This window comes from Geodermatophilus sabuli (assembly GCF_010686765.1).
GTDB classification, from domain to species: Bacteria; Actinomycetota; Actinomycetes; order Mycobacteriales; family Geodermatophilaceae; genus Geodermatophilus; species Geodermatophilus sabuli_A.
Genome location: NZ_JAAGWF010000009.1, coordinates 22164 through 41099 on the forward strand (window position 1 = coordinate 22164; position 18936 = coordinate 41099).

Below are 18936 nucleotides of genomic sequence, written 5' to 3' on the forward strand. Positions count from 1 at the left end.
TGCGCTCGGTGAGCAGCAGGGGTCGGGGCGGGCGGACGGGTCCGTGTCGGAGGCCCGGGAGCCCCGTCCGGCGGAACTACCATCGCTGCACCAGCGTCCTCCAGTGGACGGCCGTGCCGAGGACCGAGCCAGTGAGCTCACCGATGCACACCGCAGCGCCGCGGATGCGGCCGACGAGCGCCACGAAGGGGGACGCGTGACCGACGAGCGCAGCACCAACGGCACGCCGAACGGCTCGCGCCCGCTGCCCGCCCGGCTCGACCCCCGGAGCGGCCGCCCGCCGCGCCGCGGCACGACCGCCGGAGCCGGCGCTCCCCGGGCCGCCGCGGCCCGCCCGGACGAGCCCAGCGACGGCGGCCCCCGACGGCGCGCCGGTCTGCTCGTCGCCACCCGCGCGGTCGCCGCCCTGCTCGCCGTCGTCGTCCTGGGGGCCAGCGGCTGGGGCTGGTACCTCGGTCAGGTCGCCGACGCCAGCGTCACGCGCACCGACGCCATCCCGACCGACGGCAACGCCGACGCCGACGGCGTCCGCGCGGCCATGAACCTGCTGCTGGTCGGCAGCGACAGCCGCGGCCGACTGACCGAGGAGCAGCTCGCCCAGCTCAGCGCCGGGGAGGACTCCGGCGTCAACACCGACACGATGATCCTGGTGCACGTGCCGGCCGACGGCTCCAAGGCCTCGTTCGTCTCCTTCCCGCGCGACTCCTACGTCGAGATCCCCGGCCACGGCATGGACAAGCTCAACGCCGCCTACGCGCTGGGCTACTACGGGCTGCCCGAGGGCACCGACGACGCCCAGCGGCAGGCGGCCGGGGCGCAGCTGCTGATCCAGACGATCAGCGGGCTGACCGGCCTGCAGATCGACCACTACGCCGAGGTCGACCTGCTCGGCTTCTTCCAGCTGTCCAGCGTCGTCGGCGGGGTGGACGTCAACCTCTGCGCGCCGGTGCGCGACAGCTACTCCGGCGTGAACCTGCCCGCCGGCCCCCAGACGATCACCGGGGAGCAGGCGCTGGCCTTCGTCCGTCAGCGGCACGGCCTCCCCCGCGGCGACTTCGACCGGATCATCCGCCAGCAGACCTTCATCGCCGGGATGATCCGCAAGATGCTGTCGGACAACGTCCTGCTCGACCTGGGCAAGCAGCGCCAGCTCGTCGAGGCGGCCGCCGGCTCGCTCACGGTCGACCAGTCCCTCGACCTGTTCGGCCTCGCCGGCCAGATGCAGGCGGTCACGCCGGGCAGCATCGAGTTCCAGACCATCCCCTACGTCGGGGACGACGAGGACGAGCAGGGGCGCTACATCCTGCGCCTGCAGGACGAGGACGCCCTGCACGCCTTCTTCGCCGACCTGTCCGCCGAGCCGCAGGCGCCGGCGCCCGCCGTGGACACCCCGCCGGCCACGGTGGATCCCGCGGAGGTGTCGGTGGAGGTCTACAACGGCTCGGGGACCTCCGGCCTCGCCGCCGAGACCAAGGGCGAACTGGAGGCGGCCGGCTTCGTGGTGACCAGCACCGGCAACGCCGACAGCACCGGCTACACCGCCACGGAGATCCGCTACGCCGCCGGTGACGAGCCGCTGGCCGCCACGCTGGCCGCGTCGATCCCGGGTGCGACCACGGCCCCCAACGAGGACGGCACCAGCGGTGTGGTCCAGCTCGTGCTCGGCTCGGACTTCCAGGGCCTGGGCCAGCCGCTGGCCGCGCCGGCCACCACCGCGGCGGCGCCGGTCGAGGGCGAGGACGCCCGGACCGCGGCCGACACCACCTGCATCAACTGATGGCCGCCACGCCCGCCGACCTGCTCGCCGACCGGGTGCGGCGGGACGCGGCGGCGCCCCTGCTCACCCACTACGACGACGCGTCCGGGGAGCGGGTCGAGCTGTCGGCCGCCACGGTCGCCAACTGGGTGGCCAAGACCGCCAACCTGCTGCAGGACGAGTTCGACGTGACCGCGGGCAGCACCGTCGCCGTGGCGCTCCCCGTCCACTGGCAGACCGCGGCCGTGCTCCTGGCGGCCTGGAGCTGCGGCGCCACCGTCCTGGACACCGCCGCGGAGGACGACGGCCGGCTCGACGACACCGACGTCGTCCTGGCCGCGCAGGACCGGCTGGGCCCGCTCGAGGAGCAGGACCTGCCGGAGCTGCTGGGGCTGTCCCTGCACCCGCTCGGCCTGGGCATGACCGGGTACGCCGGCCCGGCCCGTGACTACGCACTCGAGGTGCGGGTGCACGGCGACGTCTTCGTCCCGTGGGAGCGACCCGACCCGGCGGCACCCGGGCTGCGGCTGGGCGCGCTCGAGCTGACCCTCGGCGGCCTGGTCGACGCGGCGCGGGAGCTGGCCACCCGGCTGGGGATCGTCGCGGGCGACCGGGTCCTGGTCGACGAGCGCACCGCCGAGGAGGCCGGCCCCGTGGCCTGGCTGCTGGCCCCGCTGGCGGCCGGCGCCTCCCTCGTGCTGGTCCGCTCCCCCGACGCCACCCGCCTGCCCGCCCGCGCGGCCGCCGAGCGGGTCACCGCCACCCTCGGGACGACGATCGACGGCATCCGCGCGCTGGGCCGCCCCGCCGGGGCGTGACCTTCTCCGTCGTCGCCCGCGATCCGGCGACCGGCGACCTGGGCATCGCCGTCTCCTCGTGCATCCTGGCCGTCGGCCGGGTCGTCCCGAGCGTGCGGCCGGGCGTCGGGGTGGTCGCCGTCCAGGCGCGCAGCCGGCGTGGTCTCGGGCACACGCTGCTGGGCGGGCTCGCCGCAGGGGCCGACCCCGCCGACCTCGTGCGCAAGGCGGCGCACTCCGCCGAGGACGCCGACCGGCAGATCGCCGTCCTCGACACCGCCGGCCGGGTGGCCGCCGACACCGGACGCGGGTCCTTCCCGGTCAGCGGGCACCTGGTGGGCGAGGGCACCAGCGTCCAGGGCAACATGCTCGCCTCCCCGGAGGTGCTGCCGGCGATGGCGCAGGCCCTCGCCGCCGCCCGCGGGGACCTCCCCGACCGGCTTCTGGCCGCCCTGACGGCCGGTCAGGACGCCGGCGGGGACGTCCGGGGCCGGCAGTCGGCCGCCCTGCTGGTGGTCAGCGGCGCGCCGGCCACCGACGAGGACGACGGCGTCCGCACGGACCTGCGGGTCGACGACTCCGGCGACCCGGTCGCGCAGTTACGGGTGCTGCGCAACCTCCAGCGCGCCTACGACGAGCGCGACTACGAGACCCTCGCCCTGTTCGCCCCCGACGGCGCCCGCGACCTCTACGCCGCCCTGGCCGCCTCCCAGCGCGGGGACCGCGACGCCGCCCGGGCCGCGCTCGCCGGCCTGCGCGCCCGCCCCGGGTGGTCGGCCTGGCTGGCCGCCATGGCCGGGGACCCGCGGCTGTCGGCGGTGTCGCGACTGCTGGGCTGACCCCCGGTCAGGTCAGCTCGCAGGCCGCGTCGGCCGACTCCTCGAGCGGGACGGGGTCGATCTCGTAGATCGTCACGCCGGTCCCCTCGTACACCGGGCGCAGGGAGTCCACCGACGACAGGTCCCGGAACCCGGGGTTGGTCGTCTCGCCACCGAGGATGGTGCTCGCCGACGAGTACACGTACCGGACGCCGAGGTCCTCGACCGCCTGGCGGACCCGCTCGCTGGAGTCCAGGCAGTTCAGCCCGTCGACCACCAGCTGGCGCTCCTCGGGCAACGGCGGCTTGACCGGCACGGTCAGCGCCGCGCCGAACACCGGCTGGACGTCGGCCAGCGCCCACATCCAGGCCGACCCGTCGTTGGGGTCGTTGAGGACGGGGCCGGCACCGGCGAGGTCGCGCAGCACGTCGAACGCCGCCAGGTCGTCGTCGGACACCGACCCGCCTCCGCCGGGCACGTAGGCGGTCGCCAGCCGGTCCCGGTTCTCCTGGACGTAGAACCCGCTGAGGACGCCGACGAGGGCGAGCACGACCACCACGCCGGCGGCGGCGAGCGCCGGGGTGCGCAGGGCCGGCATCCGCTCGTGCCAGCGAGTGGTCACCCTCCGGACCAGGCCGGCCAGCAGCCCACCGAGATGGGTCACCCCCACGGCGGCGAACACCGACAGGCCGAGGAAGACCACGCCCTTGAAGCGGAACCGGTCGTTCCACCAGGGCCCGGTCAGCAGCTGCACGAGCCGGCCCTCGTAGGCGGCGGCCATGACGCAGAGCAGCACGAAGACGCCGGTCGCGGCGTACCACCACCGCAGCTGAGGCGAGCGCCAGCCCACGGCCAGCCCGACCAGCGCGGCGATCGCCAGCCACAGCTGCGGGTGGTCGTTGTCGTAGTTGTAGAACAGCAGCTCGCCCACGGCCTCGCCGGGCGACTGCGCGATCGGCCAGTCGACGACCGTGCCCCCACCGGTGTCCACGAGCGCCTGCCCGATGAGCGGCAGCGCCAGCACCGCGGCGACCGCCGCCGCCGGCACGAGCACGACCAGGTCCCGGCGCAGCACGTCGCGGGCCGGCACGTCGCCACGCTGCAGCCAGCGGCCGACGACCAGGCAGATCCCGAAGACCGCGGCGGTCAGGGCCGCGCTCGGGTGCATCAGCGCCAGCCCCGCGGTGGCGAGGCCGAGGCCGACCGTGGTCACGGTGTCCCGCCGGTCGAGGGTGCGGGCCAGCAGCACGAGGAACGCCGGGACCAGCGCGATGCCGAAGGCGAAGACCCACACCGGACCGCGCCAGATAAGGTCGATCGGGAACCCCGACGTCGACGCCAGCACGACCGGCGCGACGGCCGCCGCGCGCACGAGGCCCAGCGTGCGCAGCAGGGCGACCAGCCCCAGCCCCGCGACCAGCGGGATGCCGGTCAGCAGGGCGTTGGTGCTGGTGAGGCTGGTGCCGTGGACCTGGTCGACCAGGGAGGCCATCGCGTGGAAGGCGTCGGGGTAGACCGAGGCGCCGTCGGGATAGCCGTTCAGGTCCCCGGCGACACTGGGCGCGACGTCGCCGGAGCGGGTGATGTTCTCGATCAGGTTGACGTGGAAGAGCGCGTCGAAGCCCTGGTTGGCGCTGGTCAGCCCGTCGGTGCCGGGTACCAGCGTGGCGAACCCGATCACCGCGCCCAGGACGACCCCCGCCACGGCGAGCAGGGACCACAGCCGGGACTCCCGCTCGTCCGCGTCGTCCGCCGGGTCGGCTGCCGGGCCCGCCGGCCCCACGTCCGGGTCGACCGGCCGGCGCGAGCGCCTGCGGGCTCGGGCCTCGAGGGCACCGGCCCCGACGAAGGCGACGGCGATCCCGGCCAGCGCCACGGCGGCCGCGCTGACCGGCGTCCAGTCGACCCCCGCGAGGCTGACCACGACGATGGCGACCAGCACCAGCGCGACGGTGAGGAGGGGGGCGGCGCCGACGGCGGCCCACCCGCGCATCCGGAGCGCGAGGGCCAGCAGCAGCCCCGGGACGACCGTGAGCAGCACCGCGACGGCGAGGGTCAGGAACACGTTCAGGTCAAGCACCGTCCAGGGTCTCGGTCCGCAACGGCCGCGGATCCGGCGATCCCCCAGCCTAGGTCAGGGGAACGCGCTGTCCCCTGACCGCCACCGGGTGGTGCGGACCGCCCAGGTCAGCGGGCCAGGACCCCGAGTCCGACGGTCACCAGCCAGACCACGCCGAGCCCCAGCAGCACCCGGTCGCGCAGGACGATGTCCTCCGGCGTCCCGGCCTCGCCCCGGTCGACGTCCACCGCGTAGCGCAGCAGCGCGAGGACGAACGGCGCGATGGACACCGTCTGCCAGGGGAAGCCGGTGTCGTCCTCCCGCAGCTCGAACGCCCAGAGGCTGTAGACGGTGCAGGTGACGCCGGCCGACAGGCTCCAGACGAAGCGGAGGTAGCTGGCCGAGTAGGCGCGCAGCGACCGGCGGGTCGCCGCCTCGTCCCCGAGGGCCACCATCTCGGCGTACCGCTTGCCCGCCACCATGAACAGCGCGCCGAACGCGGCGACCAGCAGGAACCACTGCGACAGGACGATGCCGGAGGCCGCGCCGCCGGCGATGCCCCGCAGCAGGAACCCCGACGCGACGACCGCGAGGTCGATGACCGGCTGGTCGCGCAGGAAGTAGGCGTAGGCCAGGGAGATCCCGACGTAGCAGGCGAGCACGACGACGAGGTCGGTCCGGGTCAGCAGGAAGGCGCCGGCGAGCGAGCCCGCGAGCAGCACCAGCCCCGCGACGGTGGCCACCGCCGGCGGCACGATGCCCGCGGCGACCGGGCGCAGCCGCTTGGTCGGGTGCCGGCGGTCCTCGGCGACGTCGTGCACGTCGTTGAGCAGGTAGACGCCGCTGGAGGCGAGGCAGAAGAGCGCGAACGCCAGCAGGGTCGTGCGCGCGACGTCGGCCTGCAGCAGGCTCCCGGCGGCCAGCGGCGCCGCGACGACCAGCAGGTTCTTGATCCACTGCCGCGGCCGCGCGCTGCGCACCAGACCCCGGGCCACCCCGCTCAGCGACACCGCGGCGCCGGCTGGGGGTAGGGGTGCGGGGGGCGGCTCCACGGCGTGGTTGCCGTCGAAGCGCACCACAGGGGTCGTCCGGGTCTCGCCATCGACGTCCACGTGTCTGCCTCTCCGTCCCCGGACACCGTGCGGTGCCCGGTCCTGCCTGCTGCGCTCCCCGCCCGGAGCAGTGCACTCGAGCGCCGCTCCGTAGACAACCACGGGCGGCTCGCCGACCGTCCCGGCATCACCCGCTCGGGGGTCCGGCCCAGCCCGGCTGTTGCACGCGCGCCGGCGCCAGGTCGTAGGCGCCGACCGGGTAGGGGACGCCGAAGCGGAAGACCTGGATGTCGGCGACCCCCGGCTGGGACGGGAAGGACGCCGGCAGCTCGGTCACCGACGACGTCCGCCGGACCGGCGCGAACAGGCCGCCGCGCAGGTCCTGCCAGGTGTTGTCCTCCAGGCCATTGCCCACCGGGCCGCCCCGCCACACCACCCCGTACTCCGACGGCTCGGTGATGCCGTGGCGGACGACCGGCTGACGCAGGCAGGGGAAGGAGAAGGCGATCTGCCACGCGGTCGCCACCGGGGCGTCGTCGGGCACGAGGTCGGCCAGGGTCACCGCCGGCACCACCGACGGCCCGGTGAAGGCCAGCCACCCGCCCGGCCCCCCCGACCGGTCCTCGGCCACCAGGCGCACGAGGTCAGCGCCGGACGCGTCCGCGCCGGCCGGGTCGAGGACGAACGTCCGCCAGGCCGGGGAGTCGAGGGTGTCCGCCAGGTCCTGGGTGCCGACCACCTCGGGCGGGCCGTCCCCCTCCCGCACGCCGTACTCGGCGCGCAGCTCGTTGCCCTCGGCCAGCTGGCCCGCGGCCAGCACGGCCAGCCCGGCGTCCGGTCCGGTGTCCGGGACAGGGAACCAGGCCGTCTGCGTGGCGCCGGTCGCGTCCTCGGTCCCGGGCTGCGACAGGCTCCCCCACACGTGCGCCGCCGCCCCCTGACCGGACCCGCCGGGAGGCGGGCTCACCGGGAACCAGCCGCCGTCGCGCACGAAGGCCGCTCCCTCGGCGGGGTCGGGACCGTCCTGCTCCGGGTCGATCGGCCGGGCGGCGCCGACGTCGAGCACCTCCATCGCGCCCGCGGCCCCGCACTCCTCGGCGAGCGGGTCGGTCAGCGCGTCGGCCCACGGCGACCAGCTGTCCACGGTGCGGGCCGCGGCGAGGGAGAAGCTCCCGACCAGGTGCAGCACCGACGTGAGCAGGAACACCAGGACGGCGAGCGGCACCGCGCCGGCCCACGACGGCGACCCCGACCGGCCGGTGCGCCGCCGCAGCAGCGCGACCGCGCCGACGCTCGCCCCGACGACGGCCAGCCAGAGCAGCGGGCTGCCGAACGAGACGACCGAGAAGAAGGGTGCGACGAAGGGGTGCGGCATCCCGGGCAGCCACGAGTACGGCCACGAGTTGGGACCGCGGAAGACCAGCGCGAAGACGACGACGGCCGACCCGAGGGCGAGGACCGGCACGGCCCGCGACGGACGGCGGCCTCCCGTCGCCTGTCCCACGAGCCAGGGCACGGCGACGAGGAACGCGGCGAGGAAGGCCGGGCCCAGGCCGGACAGCGCACCGAAGTGGTGCGTCCACTTGCTCGGCGTGAACCACAGCAGGAGGAGGGCGAGGGCCAGCGAGGCGGCCGGCAGGACCAGCGGGACCGGCAGCCGGACGCCGCGGCTCCGGATGGCGACCCCGGCGACCAGGAACCAGACCAGGGCCACCAGGGCGAGCAGGACGGCGGTCCGCTTGGCGTAGTTGCCCATCGGGATCTGGTTGAGCAGGAACGAGTACCGCATCCACTCGTCGTCCCAGCTGTCCTGCTCCTGGACGGAGAGGAAGATCTCCTGCCCGCGCAGGAAGTCGTTGAGCGTGCCGTCGGCGAAGGCGGCCGCGGCGGCCAGTGCACCGGGGGCGAGGACCAGCGCCGTCCGGGTCAGGGCGTCGAGAGGCGACCGCGCGGCCCGCACCAGCGGGACCAGCCAGGGCAGCCCGGCCAGCAGCGGGGCCAGGGCGACCAGCCCGGTGGGGTGGCAGGTCGCCGCGAGGCCGGCCGCACCGAAGGCGACGGCGACGGGCAGCAGCCGCTGCCGGCGGACCGCGGCCACCACCGCGTGGAGGGCGACGAGGGCGAGGACGCCGACGACCGCCTCCGGCCGCACGCCCATGCCGTAGGGCAGCCACCAGGCGAGGAACGTCGCGGCGCCCAGGACCGTGGCGGCCAGCTGGCCGTGCCGGCGGTCCAGGACGGCCGCCGGGACGACGCCCGGCTGGGCGAGGAACCGGCGCAGCAGCAGCCACGACACCAGCCCGACCGCCAGCGCGGGCAGCCGGAGCAGCACCGGGCTGCTGCCGACCGCGGCGTCCCACCACCCGAGCAGCCGGTAGAACCAGGTGAACGGCGTGAAGGACTGGTTGAGCAGCTGGTAGTAGTTCCCGACGAAGCCCTCGTCCGGGGCGTTGCGGGCCATGGCGGCGTAGTAGCCGTCGTCGTCGGTGGGCGGGGCGAGGAACAGCCACAGCAGCAGGGTGGCGACCACCACCGCGTCCACGACCAGGTGCAGGGGACGGCGCGGCCGGCGCTCCTCCGGGTCGTCCGGCCCCGGCGTCCGCCGGCCGGTCCGCCGGTCGGCCCGCCACAGCGCCACCAGGGCGCCGAGCGCCGCCAGCAGGACCACGGCAGTCAGCAGCTCCTTCACCGCGCTGGGCGTGGTGTTGAACTGGTTGTCCACGCCCAGCTCGACCCGCAGGTCGTCGTCGGAGGGCAGCCGGTCGACGCTGGTCGCCAGGACGTCGACGTCGGGCAGCACCGTCTGCCCGGCGTCGGCCGTCAGCGTCCCGAGCGGCACGCCGTCGCGCTCGGCGCGGAGCCCCGAGGAGTCGCCGGCCAGCCGGTAGGTGCACGGCCCCGCCGGCACCGGCTCCTCCAGCAGCGTCTGCCCCCGGACGACGACGGCCAGCCGCCCGTCGCGGACGCCGGCCACCAGACCCTCCTGGACCGCCACCTCCTGGCCGGGGACGAGGGTGGCCAGGAGCACGCCGTCCGGCGTGTCCCCGGCGGCGGCGACCGCGGCGCAGCTGAACGAGACGGCCAGGTCCAGCGGCTGCTGGTTGGTCAGCTCGAGCATGGTCGAGGTCGGTCGAGCAGGATCCTGCGGCCAGCTGACCGTGGGCATGCTCATCTGTACCGGCGCCAGGGGCAGGGCGACGGCGCCGACGATCGCCACGAGGGCGAGCAGCAGCGGCAACAGGCCCCGCCACCGACCCGGACCGACGGGCGAGCGATCGGAGGGCGCCTCCGTCCGCTCCGCGTCGATCAGGTCCATCCGCCCACCCGTCTCCTCCGTCGTCCGCCGGCCCGCCACTACGGTGGCTCCCGTGTGCGGGCCCGACGAGCAGTATCCCGGCTCGGTCAGGACGCGGTGACCCGTCCCGGCCGGCGCTCCGGACTGGCACCCTCGCTGAGCTGGGCGGCCCTGTGCGTGACCCTCGCCGGGGTCCTCACCGCCGGCTACCTGGCGCTGGTCGCCCGGTCGCTGCCCGCGGTCGAGTACGGCTGGTTCGGCGCCTTCTGGTCGGTGGCGCTGATCATCGGGTTCGGCGCCTTCTTCCCCATCGAGCAGGAACTCGCCCGCCTGGTGCACCTCGCCGGACCGGGGGCGCCGCTGCCCCGGGGGACGGTCCGCGCCGTCGGCGGGGTGACGGCGCTGAGCCTGGGAGCCGTCCTGGGCAGCTGGCCGCTGCTGCGGCAGTCGCTCGGCGGCAGCGGCTGGCTGCTCCTCGCGCTCGCGGCGCTGTGTGCGGCGTCCGGCGCCCAGTTCGTCGTCCGCGGGCTGCTGCTGGGGCGGGGCGCCCTGGCGTCGCACGGCAGCGTGCTGCTCGCGGACGCCGCGCTGCGGGTGGGCGCGGCCGCCGCGGTGGTGGCGGTGGCCGGGCCGGCGACCGCCACCCCCTTCGGCTGGACGGTCGTCCTCGGCGCCGTCCTCGCGCACGCCCCGCTGCTCGCCTGGCTCCTGCGGCGCCGGCCCCGGCCGACCGCACCGGCCGGGCCGCGGATGACCGTCGGCGCGGTGGGCCCGCTGATCGTCGGGGCACTGTGCGCGCAGGTGCTGCTCAACGCCGCGCCGGTGCTCGTCGTCGGGGTGGCCGCCGCCGACGAGCAGGTCCTGGCCGCGCAGTTCGTCGCCGGGTTCACCCTCATCCGGCTGCCGCTGTTCCTCGCCGTGCCGCTGCAGGGGGCCCTGATCCCGCACCTGGTCGGCGTGACCGCCGACCGGCGCGGCTCGCTGGCCCTCGTCGGCCGCACCGCCGGGGGCGTCGGCGTCCTCTGCGCGCTGGCCGCGCTGGCGGGCTGGCTGGTCGGCCCGCTGCTGGTCCGGCTGCTGTTCGGGGACCGGTACGTGCTGGGCGGCGGCGCGCTCGCCGTCCTCGCGGTCGGCACCGCGCTCTACCTGGGGCTGCTGGCCACCAGCCAGGCGCTGGTGGCCGCCGCGCGGCACCGCGACGTCGGGCTGGTGTGGTCCACTGGGCTCGCCGCCGCGGCGGTCGTCTTCCTCGCCGTCCCCGGGCTGATCGCCCGGACCGGGCTGGCCTACGTGGTCGGCTGCGGGGTGGCCTTCGTCGTCAGCCTCGTCCTGCTGGTGCGGCACGGCCGCGCCCGGCCGCGCACCTCCCCCGTCCCCGAGCTCACCGGAGGCGCCGGATGACCCGGACCCTGGACGTCGTCGTCGCGCTGGACTACTACACGCCCTACGTCAGTGGCCTGACCAACGTGGCCCGCGACGTGGCCGAGGGGCTCGCCGAGCGCGGCCACCGCGTCACCGTGGTGACCAGCCGGCACGACCCGGACCTGCCCGAGCGGGAGGTCGTGCGCGGGGTCTCGGTCCAGCGCACCCCGGTGCTGGCCCGGCTGGGCAAGGGCGTGCTGAGCCCGGCCCTGATCGGAGCCGTCGCCGCGGCGGCCGCCACCGCGTCGGTCACGAACCTGCACCTGCCGATGCCCGAGGCCGCCCTGCTGGCCCGGCGCATCCGGTCGCCGCTGGTGACCACCTACCACTGCGACGTCACCCTGCCGCCCGGTGCGCTGAACCGGGCACAGATCCTCGGGGTCGACCTGTCCAGCCGCCGGGCGGTGCGCCGCTCGGACCGGGTCGTGGTCTCCAGCGACGACTACGCCCGGCACAGCCGGCTGTGGCCGGCGCTGGCCGGCCGGACGGCGGTCATCCCGCCGCCGTGCCGCGAGCGGCCGGCCGGCACCCCGCGCTTCCGCGAGGGCCCGGGCCTGCACGTCGGCTTCCTCGGCCGGATCGTCGAGGAGAAGGGCCTGCAGTACCTGGTCCGCGGATTCCAGGCGATCGCCGAACCCGACAGCCGGCTGCTGATCGGCGGGGACTTCGCCGGTGTCGCCGGCGGCTCGGTGGTCGCCGAGCTCCGGCAGGTCATCGCCGACGACCCGCGGATCAGGCTGCTGGGCTTCGTGCCCGAGGAGCAGCTCGCCGACCTGTACGCCTCGCTGGACGTCTTCGCGCTGCCCTCGGTCAACGCGTTCGAGGCGTTCGGCATCGTCCAGGTGGAGGCGATGATGGCCGGGGTGCCGGTGCTGGCCAGCGACCTGCCCGGGGTGCGCACGCCGGTGCAGGAGACCGGCTTCGGGCTGGTGGTGCCGCCGCGGGACGTCGACGGGATCGCCGCGGCGCTGCGGCGGCTGGCCACCGAGCCGCAGGACCGCGCCGGCGGGGCCGCTCGGGCCCGGGACCGGTACGCGTCGGGCACCGTCGTGTCGGCCTACGAGGAGCTGCTGAGCACGGTCGCCGGTCCCTGACCCGACTCGTCCGCGCCCGGCTCCCCGGGTCCAGGCGCCGAGACCGGGGGCCGGCTGCTCGAGCAGCCGGCCCCTCCGTGATCAGGGCGCCCAGCGGCATCGAGTTGGGCAGGCGCGCACCCCCGGGCCGAACTCCCTGCCCCGCCGTACATCTCACCCCCAGCGGACGAGGCCGGGCGGCAGGGCAGGGCGACAGCCTTCAGCTGCTGCCCAGCCCCCTGCAGAGAGGAACCGCCTGCTCTGTCCGGGAGTGCCGATCCCGTCAGCTCGAGCGAGGAGCGTGCAGACGATGACCCAGACCACGACCTGCCGCACCGGCACGGGTGGGTCGACATGAGGCGCGCACAGGAACGGGGACGGGCTGGACCGAGTCGGCTGGGCGCCGCGTCACGCACGGTGATCATCGCCGGCGCAGCAGCCGTGGTCTCCAGCCGGCTCACCCGGAAGGCACGCGTGTCGCCGGCCCTCCAACCGGCGCCCCCGGCGGCCGCCCGGGCCAGCGTCGACGAGGTGCACGTCGAGCTGACCGAGTCGGCGGACCTGCGGGACGCGGGACTGCCGACCGACGAGGAGTTCGCCGCCCGGAGGGCCCGCCTGCTCGCGCTGTAGCAGGGCGCGGGCGCAGCCGGGCTCCCGATCGAGAGGCATGCCATGGGTGCGAGCGGTGTCCTGACACCGAGGCGACCGTCCCTGGTCGACGTCCTGGTGCCGCTCGTCGCGCTGGCGGCACTGATCGCCGGCTGCCTGCTCCTGTTCGGCCTGGACGCCCTGGACGGACCCCTGCAGGTGGCCCTGGTGGTGTGCGCCGCGATCGCCGCCCTGATCGCGCTGAAGAACGGGCACCGCTGGGAAGAGGTGCAGAGCGCCGGGCAGGAGGCGATCGCCTCGGTGACCAGCGCGATGTTCATCCTGCTGGCCGTCGGCGCGCTGATCGGCACGTGGAACCTGTCCGGCACCATCCCGACCCTCGTCTACTACGGGATCCAGGTGCTCTCCCCGTCGTGGTTCTACGCCGCCACGGCGATCATCTGCGGCTTCGTCGCGCTGTGCATCGGGAGCTCCTGGACCACCGCGGCCACGATCGGGGTCGGCCTGATCGGCATCGCCGGCCTGCTCGACGTCTCGGTGGCGATCACGGCCGGTGCGGTCATCTCGGGCGCCTACCTCGGCGACAAGACCTCGCCGCTGTCGGAGACCACCATCCTGACCGCCCAGATGGTGGGCGTCGACCCGCGCGAGCACATCAAACGCCAGGTGTGGACCTCCGTACCGGCGTTCCTCATCGCGCTCGTCGTCTTCTTCGTCCTCGGCTTCGTCAGGGCGCCGGACGTGCGCGACACCGTGTCCACCAGCACGGAGCTGGCCGACCTCGACCAGCTGTTCTGGATCAGCCCGGTGAACCTGCTGCCCCTCCTGCTGCTGGTCGTGCTGTCGGTGCGCAAGGCACCGGCGTCCCTCTCCCTGCTCGGGTCGGCCCTGTTCGCCGGCGTGCTCGCGGCCTTCACCCAGCCGCAGGTCGTCGCCGACTTCGTCGCCGGCCAGGGCAACGTGGTGGTCGAGTCGATCAAGGCGACCTGGCAGACGATGGCGACCGGGTTCACCGCCGAGACCGGCCTCGCCGAGGTCGACCGGCTCGTCTCCCGCGGCGGCATGTCCAGCATGCTCCTCACGCTCTGGCTGATCTTCGGGGCGGTGACCTTCGGCGTCCTGCTGGAGAAGTTCGGGTTGATCACCCGGCTGGTCGACCCGATGGTCGCCGCGGCGAAGAGCACCGGACGGCTGTTCGTCACCGTGTTCGCCTGCGCCTTCGGCCTGAACGTCGTCGCCGGTGACCAGTACATCGCCCTGGTCCTGCCCGCGCGGATCTTCCGCGTCGAGTTCGCGCGGCGAGGTCTCGCGCCGACGAACCTGTCCCGGCTGGCGGCCGACAGCGGCACGGTCACCTCCCCGCTGGTGCCGTGGAACTCGTGCGGCGCGTTCATGGCGGCCACCCTCGGCGTCTCCACGCTGCTCTACGCGCCGTGGGCCGTCTTCTGCTACGCGAGCCCCGCACTGAGCGTCCTGTACGGGGTCACCGGATTCAAGATCGAGAAGGTCGAGCCGGTCGCGCTCGACCCGTTCCCAGAACGGAGCAGCTGACGATGGTGGACACGACCCCCTCCCCCCGAGCTGCCGACGCGGCTGCCGAGGCCCCGAGCTCAGCACCGGGGAAGATGAGCGTGCCCACGCTGACCGCCATGGTGGTCGGCAGCATGGTCGGCGCGGGGGTGTTCTCGCTGCCGGCCCGGTTCGGCGTGGCGACCGGCATCCTCGGTTCGCTGATCGCCTGGGCGATCGCGGGCGCCGGGATGCTGATGCTCGCCTTCGTCTTTCAGAACCTCGCCATCCGCAAGCCCGACCTGGACTCCGGGGTCTTCATCTACGCCAAGGCCGGCTTCGGCGACTACGTCGGGTTCAACTCCGCGATCGGTTTCTGGGCCAGCGCCATCGCCGGCAACACCTTCTACTGGGTGTTCATCACCGCGACCCTCGGCGCCTTCTTCCCCGCCTTCGGTGACGGCGACACCGTCCTCGCGGTGGCGCTCGGCACGGTCGGCGTGTGGCTGTTCCACACCCTGATCGCGCGAGGCATCCGGGACGCGGCCGTGATCAACCGGATCGTGACGGTGTTCAAGATCCTTCCGATCCTGGTCTTCATCGTCGTGCTCTTCATCGCCTTCGACGCCGGCGTCTTCGCCGACAACTGGATCGCCACCGGCTACGGCGACCTCGGCGGGCTCGACGAGCAGATCCGCAACACCATGCTCATCACGACGTTCGTCTTCCTCGGCATCGAGGGCGCCAGCGTGTACAGCCGCTACGCCAAGCGGCGCGAGGACGTCGGCAGGGCGACCGTCCTCGGCTTCCTGAGCGTGCTGGCGATCTTCTCCCTGGTGACCCTGTCGAGCTACGCGGTCATGACCCAGCCGGACATCGCCGCCACCCGCCAGCCCTCCATGATCGGCGTGTTCGAGTCCGTCGTCGGCGAGTGGGGCAGCTGGTTCATCAGCGCCGGCGTCATCATCTCCGTGCTCGGCGCCTACCTCGCCTGGACCCTGATGGCCGCCGAGGTGATGTACATGCCTGCCCGCAACGAGGACTTCCCCGCGTTCCTGGGACGGGAGAACGAGAACGGAACGCCGATCACCGCGCTCGTGGTCAGTTCGCTGGCGGTACAGGCGCTGCTCGCCGCGACGCTCGTGCTCAGCGACGCGCTGAACTTCATGCTCGACCTGTGCGCCAGCCTGGCGTTGATCCCGTACTTCCTCGCCGCCGCGTACGGGCTGAAGCTCGGCATCACGGGCGAGGCCTACGAGGACGTGGACCGGAGGACGCGGCGCAAGGAGGCGATCTTCGCGGGGATCGCCACCGCGTACACGCTGTTCCTCTTCGAGGCCGCCGGGCTGCAGTTCCTCCTGCTGGCGACGGTGCTCCTCGCCCCGGCCACCCTGCTCTACGTCAAGGCGCGCAGCGAACGCGGCCGCCGGCTGTTCAGCCCCACCGAGCTGGTGCTCTGTGCCGTGATCGTGGCCGCCGGGATCACCGGCGTCGTCGGCCTGTGGACCGGCTTCATCGCCATCTGACGCGACGTCCATCGGCAACCGCGCCCACTCGAGCTCGCCCCTTGGAGTTCTCATGCACCGCACCCGAGTCGCCGCAACGATGCTGCTCCTCCTGCTGGCGCTCACCAGTTGCGCTTCGGGACAGACCGCCTCGGACCCCCTCTTCGGCCGGGCCCGGATCGGGCTCGACAGTGTGGATGGGCAGGTCGGCTCGCTCCGGCTGCTCAGCGTCTCCATCGCATCCCCGGGAACGCGAGGCAGCATCCACATCGCCGGCGACAGCGCCGCACTCCTCGTGACCATCGCGAACGACGGCGAGGACGAGGACGTCCTCACCGGGGCGAGCACCGACGTCGCGGAGCAGGTCGTGCTCCGCGACGTCGATGCCCCCTCGGACCCGGACCTGCAGATGTCCGTGCCCTCCGGCGGGATCGCGGTCATCCGCGACGTGACCGGAGCGCACCTGGAACTGTCCGGGCTGCAGGAGAGGCTCCGGAGCGGGTTCAGCGTCCCCGTCACCTTCGACTTCCGCGATGCCGGCCCGGTGACCCTCTCGGTACCGATCCGCACCTACGACGACGTCCGGCCGGACAGGTTCTCGAGCCCGCTGGCGTGCTGTTCCTGACTCGGAGCCGAGGAGCGTGTCACAGTCCGGCGACGCCTTGGGCGACGAGCAGGATCGCGGTCGCTGTGATGCCGACGGCCATGACGCTGCCGTTGTGAGCGCTCAGCCATCTCCGCGCGTGGCTCAGCGGCGTGAGGACCCGCGCAGCCAGCAGTGCGTGCAGCAACAGCGGCAGGGCGACCGTCACGGCGGCGATCGCGGCGAACGTCGCCACCCCGACCGCGGTGCCGGTGGTGCTCAGGTCGGCTGCGCCGATCGTCAATCCTCCAGCGGCGGCCAGCAACACGGTCCTGGGACTGGCGGCGGACAGCAGCAGTCCCCACCGCATGGCGTGGGCCGGTGACGTGCCGTTCAGGGACGGCATCCATGCGGGCTCAGCATCGTCGCCCCGTGCCCACCACAGCCGCACGCCGAGGGGCAACAAGACCAGACCGAGTCCGATCCTGGTCCAGTCGGCCCAGGTGGAGGTGTCCTCGTAGAGCTCGACGACGGAGGCCAGCGCAGCGAAGGCGCCACTGGTCAGGACGATCCCGCTCACCCGGCCGGCCAGGAACGCGCTGACTGCCGCCTGCGCTCGGGACGTGCCGAGCAGCAGGATCGTCACGATGACGCTGGACGGGGACATCGCGATCGCCAGGGCGTACAGCGCGACCTCGCCGATCACCGCGCCCATGGCCATGGGCTGGGCGGTGGCGTGGCCCCGGACACCGACCTCAGCCCCGGATCAGCGCGCGGAGTCGGTGTGCCTTCTGCTCGGTCCAGTCGGCCGGGCGGAGCAGCAGCGCCCAGGCATCGACCGACTCGCGGGTGTACCGGTGCCCGTGCCCCTCGGGGACCTCGGTCGAGAACGGCATGTCGAGGGTGACCTGCCAGAAGGTGACGAAGGGGATCCAGGTCATCTCGTCGAGCACGTCGCGCCCGGGTGCCTCGGCCAGCCAGTCCGGACGGTCGAGCAACAGCGACGGGCTCCACCAGGTGACCGGGTCGGACGGGTGCTGCAGGATCAGCACCCGGGTCCCCTCCCAGGGGACGTCGGCCGGTGGAGCGCCGGCGCCGATCTCGGTGCTGAAGCGCACCGTGCGGCCGCCCCGGTACACGGGCTCCACCTCACGGCTGCCGGCGTCGCGGCCCTCGCGGAACTCGGTGTGCAGGGCGTTGAAGTTCGGCGGGCCCACGAACAGCGCCCCGGTCACCCGGTTGCGCAGGTCGTACTCCCCGCTGAACGCCGCCTCCGCGCCGAACGACCCGAGGCTCTCCCCGAACACGTACAGCTCCGGCCGGTCCTCGAGCGGGAGCGCGGACCACCTCTCGTAGACGGCGTCGAAGAGCTCCCGCCCGGCCGCCCGCGCCCGGTCCTGGTCGATCAGGTAGGACAGCCCCGACGGCACGTAGGAGTACTGCATCGCGACCACGGCGGAGTTCCCGGCGGCGATGTACTCGAACGCCGCGAGCGACCCGGCGTCCAGCCAGCCGCGCCCGGTGGTCGTGGCGACCATGAGACGGGCGCGGTCGAAGCCGCCGGCCCGGACGAGGTCGTCGACGGCGGCCTGCGCCCGGTCGCCGACGTCGTCCGCGGTCTGCACGCCGGAGTAGATCCGGATGGGTTCGGGAGCCTCCGCGTCGGTGAACGCGGAGATCTCGGTGGCCGACGGGCCACCGGCGACGAACGTCCGCCCCTCGCGGCCCAGCGTGTCCCACTCGATCAGCGACCCCGGCCCGCCCGAGCGCAGGTTGCTGTCCGGCTGCTCGACGCCCTCGGCCGTCTCCTGGTCCGCCAAGGCGAAGGCCCGGTCCGCCGCGGCGAGCCCCGCGTCGACGGCCACCCCGCTGATCAGCAGGACGACCAGCGCGGCGACGACCAGCCCGCCCAGGGCTCGGGCGGCCGACGGGCCCACCCAGCGCGACAACAGCCGAGCGATCCCCCGGCCCGCGGCGCGGACCGCTCGGCTGACGGCGAGCAGGAGGGCGCAGACGACCGGCGCGACGACCACCGCCAGCAGCGCGCTGCCCAACGACTCGCCCGGCAGCCCCATCAGCTCGCGGAGCATGCCCTGCCACCGACGGCCCAGCACGAGGAACGCCGCCACCAGGACGGCGGCGGCGGCGAGGAACACACGCCACGCCCAGCGCCGCGGCGGACGAGGGCCGCGGTCGGCCAGCGCCCGCCACACCGCAGCGGCCAGCACGCCCACGCCGTAGCCCATCGCCGCGCCGATCCCGCTGACCACGCCCTGCGCGACCCCCTCCCGCGGGAGCAGCGACGGGGTGAGCGACGCGCAGACCAGCACGACCGCGCCCCAGCAACCCGGCAGCGACAGCCGCGGCCACCGCTGCGCCAGCTCGCCGGTGGCCCACGGACGCTCAGCACTCGGCCGCGGCGGCGACTCGGCCGCCACCACGTCCGCGGCGGTCATGT

General features: G+C 74.4%; 14 protein-coding genes. 9 read left to right on the top strand and 5 right to left on the bottom strand.

What is annotated here, in order from left to right:
• Positions 1 to 196: 196 nt before the first annotated feature.
• Genes GCU56_RS08855 through GCU56_RS08865 form a run of 3 tightly spaced genes read left to right on the top strand, consistent with a single transcriptional unit; the run spans position 197 to position 3392 of the window.
• On the top strand, positions 197 to 1777 hold the full coding sequence (locus GCU56_RS08855) for an LCP family glycopolymer transferase (protein ID WP_163481292.1): 1581 nt from the start codon (positions 197 to 199) through the stop codon (positions 1775 to 1777).
• Positions 1777 to 2574, top strand: a complete 798-nt coding sequence (locus GCU56_RS08860) for a TIGR03089 family protein (RefSeq protein ID WP_163481294.1) — start codon at positions 1777 to 1779, stop codon at positions 2572 to 2574. Before GCU56_RS08855 ends, GCU56_RS08860 begins: the two co-directional genes overlap by 1 nt.
• On the top strand, positions 2571 to 3392 hold the full coding sequence (locus tag GCU56_RS08865; RefSeq protein WP_163481296.1) for a DUF1028 domain-containing protein: 822 nt from the start codon (positions 2571 to 2573) through the stop codon (positions 3390 to 3392). Before GCU56_RS08860 ends, GCU56_RS08865 begins: the two co-directional genes overlap by 4 nt.
• A 7-nt stretch (positions 3393 to 3399) precedes the next feature.
• On the opposite strand, the gene GCU56_RS08870 is transcribed toward GCU56_RS08865, so the two are convergent.
• From GCU56_RS08870 to GCU56_RS08880, 3 genes are all read right to left on the bottom strand, one after another.
• A complete protein-coding gene (locus tag GCU56_RS08870; protein WP_163481298.1) occupies positions 3400 to 5451 on the bottom strand; it encodes a DUF6541 family protein in 2052 nt (683 codons plus the stop codon).
• A 107-nt stretch (positions 5452 to 5558) separates the two neighbouring features.
• Positions 5559 to 6542, bottom strand: coding sequence for a decaprenyl-phosphate phosphoribosyltransferase (locus GCU56_RS08875; protein WP_345771738.1), 984 nt, complete (start codon positions 6540 to 6542; stop codon positions 5559 to 5561).
• Positions 6543 to 6669: 127 nt separating this feature from the next.
• Positions 6670 to 9798: an arabinosyltransferase domain-containing protein gene (locus GCU56_RS08880; protein WP_163481300.1), complete on the bottom strand. Its 3129-nt coding sequence runs from the start codon at positions 9796 to 9798 to the stop codon at positions 6670 to 6672.
• 96 nt (positions 9799 to 9894) lie between these two features.
• Here GCU56_RS08880 and GCU56_RS08885 point away from each other — a divergent pair, with 96 nt between their 5' ends.
• From GCU56_RS08885 to GCU56_RS08910, 6 genes are all read left to right on the top strand, one after another.
• Positions 9895 to 11178: a hypothetical protein gene (locus GCU56_RS08885; protein ID WP_163481302.1), complete on the top strand. Its 1284-nt coding sequence runs from the start codon at positions 9895 to 9897 to the stop codon at positions 11176 to 11178.
• A complete protein-coding gene (locus GCU56_RS08890) occupies positions 11175 to 12293 on the top strand; it encodes a glycosyltransferase family 4 protein (RefSeq protein WP_163481304.1) in 1119 nt (372 codons plus the stop codon). The genes GCU56_RS08885 and GCU56_RS08890 overlap by 4 nt, the downstream gene beginning before the upstream one ends.
• 396 nt (positions 12294 to 12689) lie before the next feature.
• A complete protein-coding gene (locus tag GCU56_RS08895) occupies positions 12690 to 12902 on the top strand; it encodes a hypothetical protein (RefSeq protein ID WP_163481306.1) in 213 nt (70 codons plus the stop codon).
• A gap of 42 nt (positions 12903 to 12944) precedes the next feature.
• Positions 12945 to 14432, top strand: a complete 1488-nt coding sequence (gene nhaC / locus GCU56_RS08900) for a Na+/H+ antiporter NhaC (RefSeq protein ID WP_163481308.1) — start codon at positions 12945 to 12947, stop codon at positions 14430 to 14432.
• Between the two features lie 74 nt (positions 14433 to 14506).
• Positions 14507 to 15916 carry a basic amino acid/polyamine antiporter gene (locus tag GCU56_RS08905; RefSeq protein ID WP_163481310.1) on the top strand — a complete coding sequence of 470 codons (1410 nt, stop codon included), beginning with the start codon at positions 14507 to 14509 and terminating at the stop codon, positions 15914 to 15916.
• Positions 15917 to 15968: 52 nt separating this feature from the next.
• The gene (locus tag GCU56_RS08910) at positions 15969 to 16520 is read left to right on the top strand and encodes a copper chaperone PCu(A)C (protein ID WP_163481312.1); all 552 of its coding nucleotides are present in this window, start codon (positions 15969 to 15971) and stop codon (positions 16518 to 16520) included.
• Between the two features lie 19 nt (positions 16521 to 16539).
• On the opposite strand, the gene GCU56_RS08915 is transcribed toward GCU56_RS08910, so the two are convergent.
• Together GCU56_RS08915 and GCU56_RS08920 are read right to left on the bottom strand one after the other, a co-directional pair.
• Positions 16540 to 17193 (bottom strand): GAP family protein, encoded by a 654-nt coding sequence (locus GCU56_RS08915; protein ID WP_163481314.1) that lies wholly within the window; start codon positions 17191 to 17193, stop codon positions 16540 to 16542.
• Positions 17194 to 17233: 40 nt separating this feature from the next.
• Positions 17234 to 18934: an alpha/beta hydrolase gene (locus GCU56_RS08920; protein ID WP_163481316.1), complete on the bottom strand. Its 1701-nt coding sequence runs from the start codon at positions 18932 to 18934 to the stop codon at positions 17234 to 17236.
• Between the last annotated feature and the right edge of the window lie 2 nt (positions 18935 to 18936).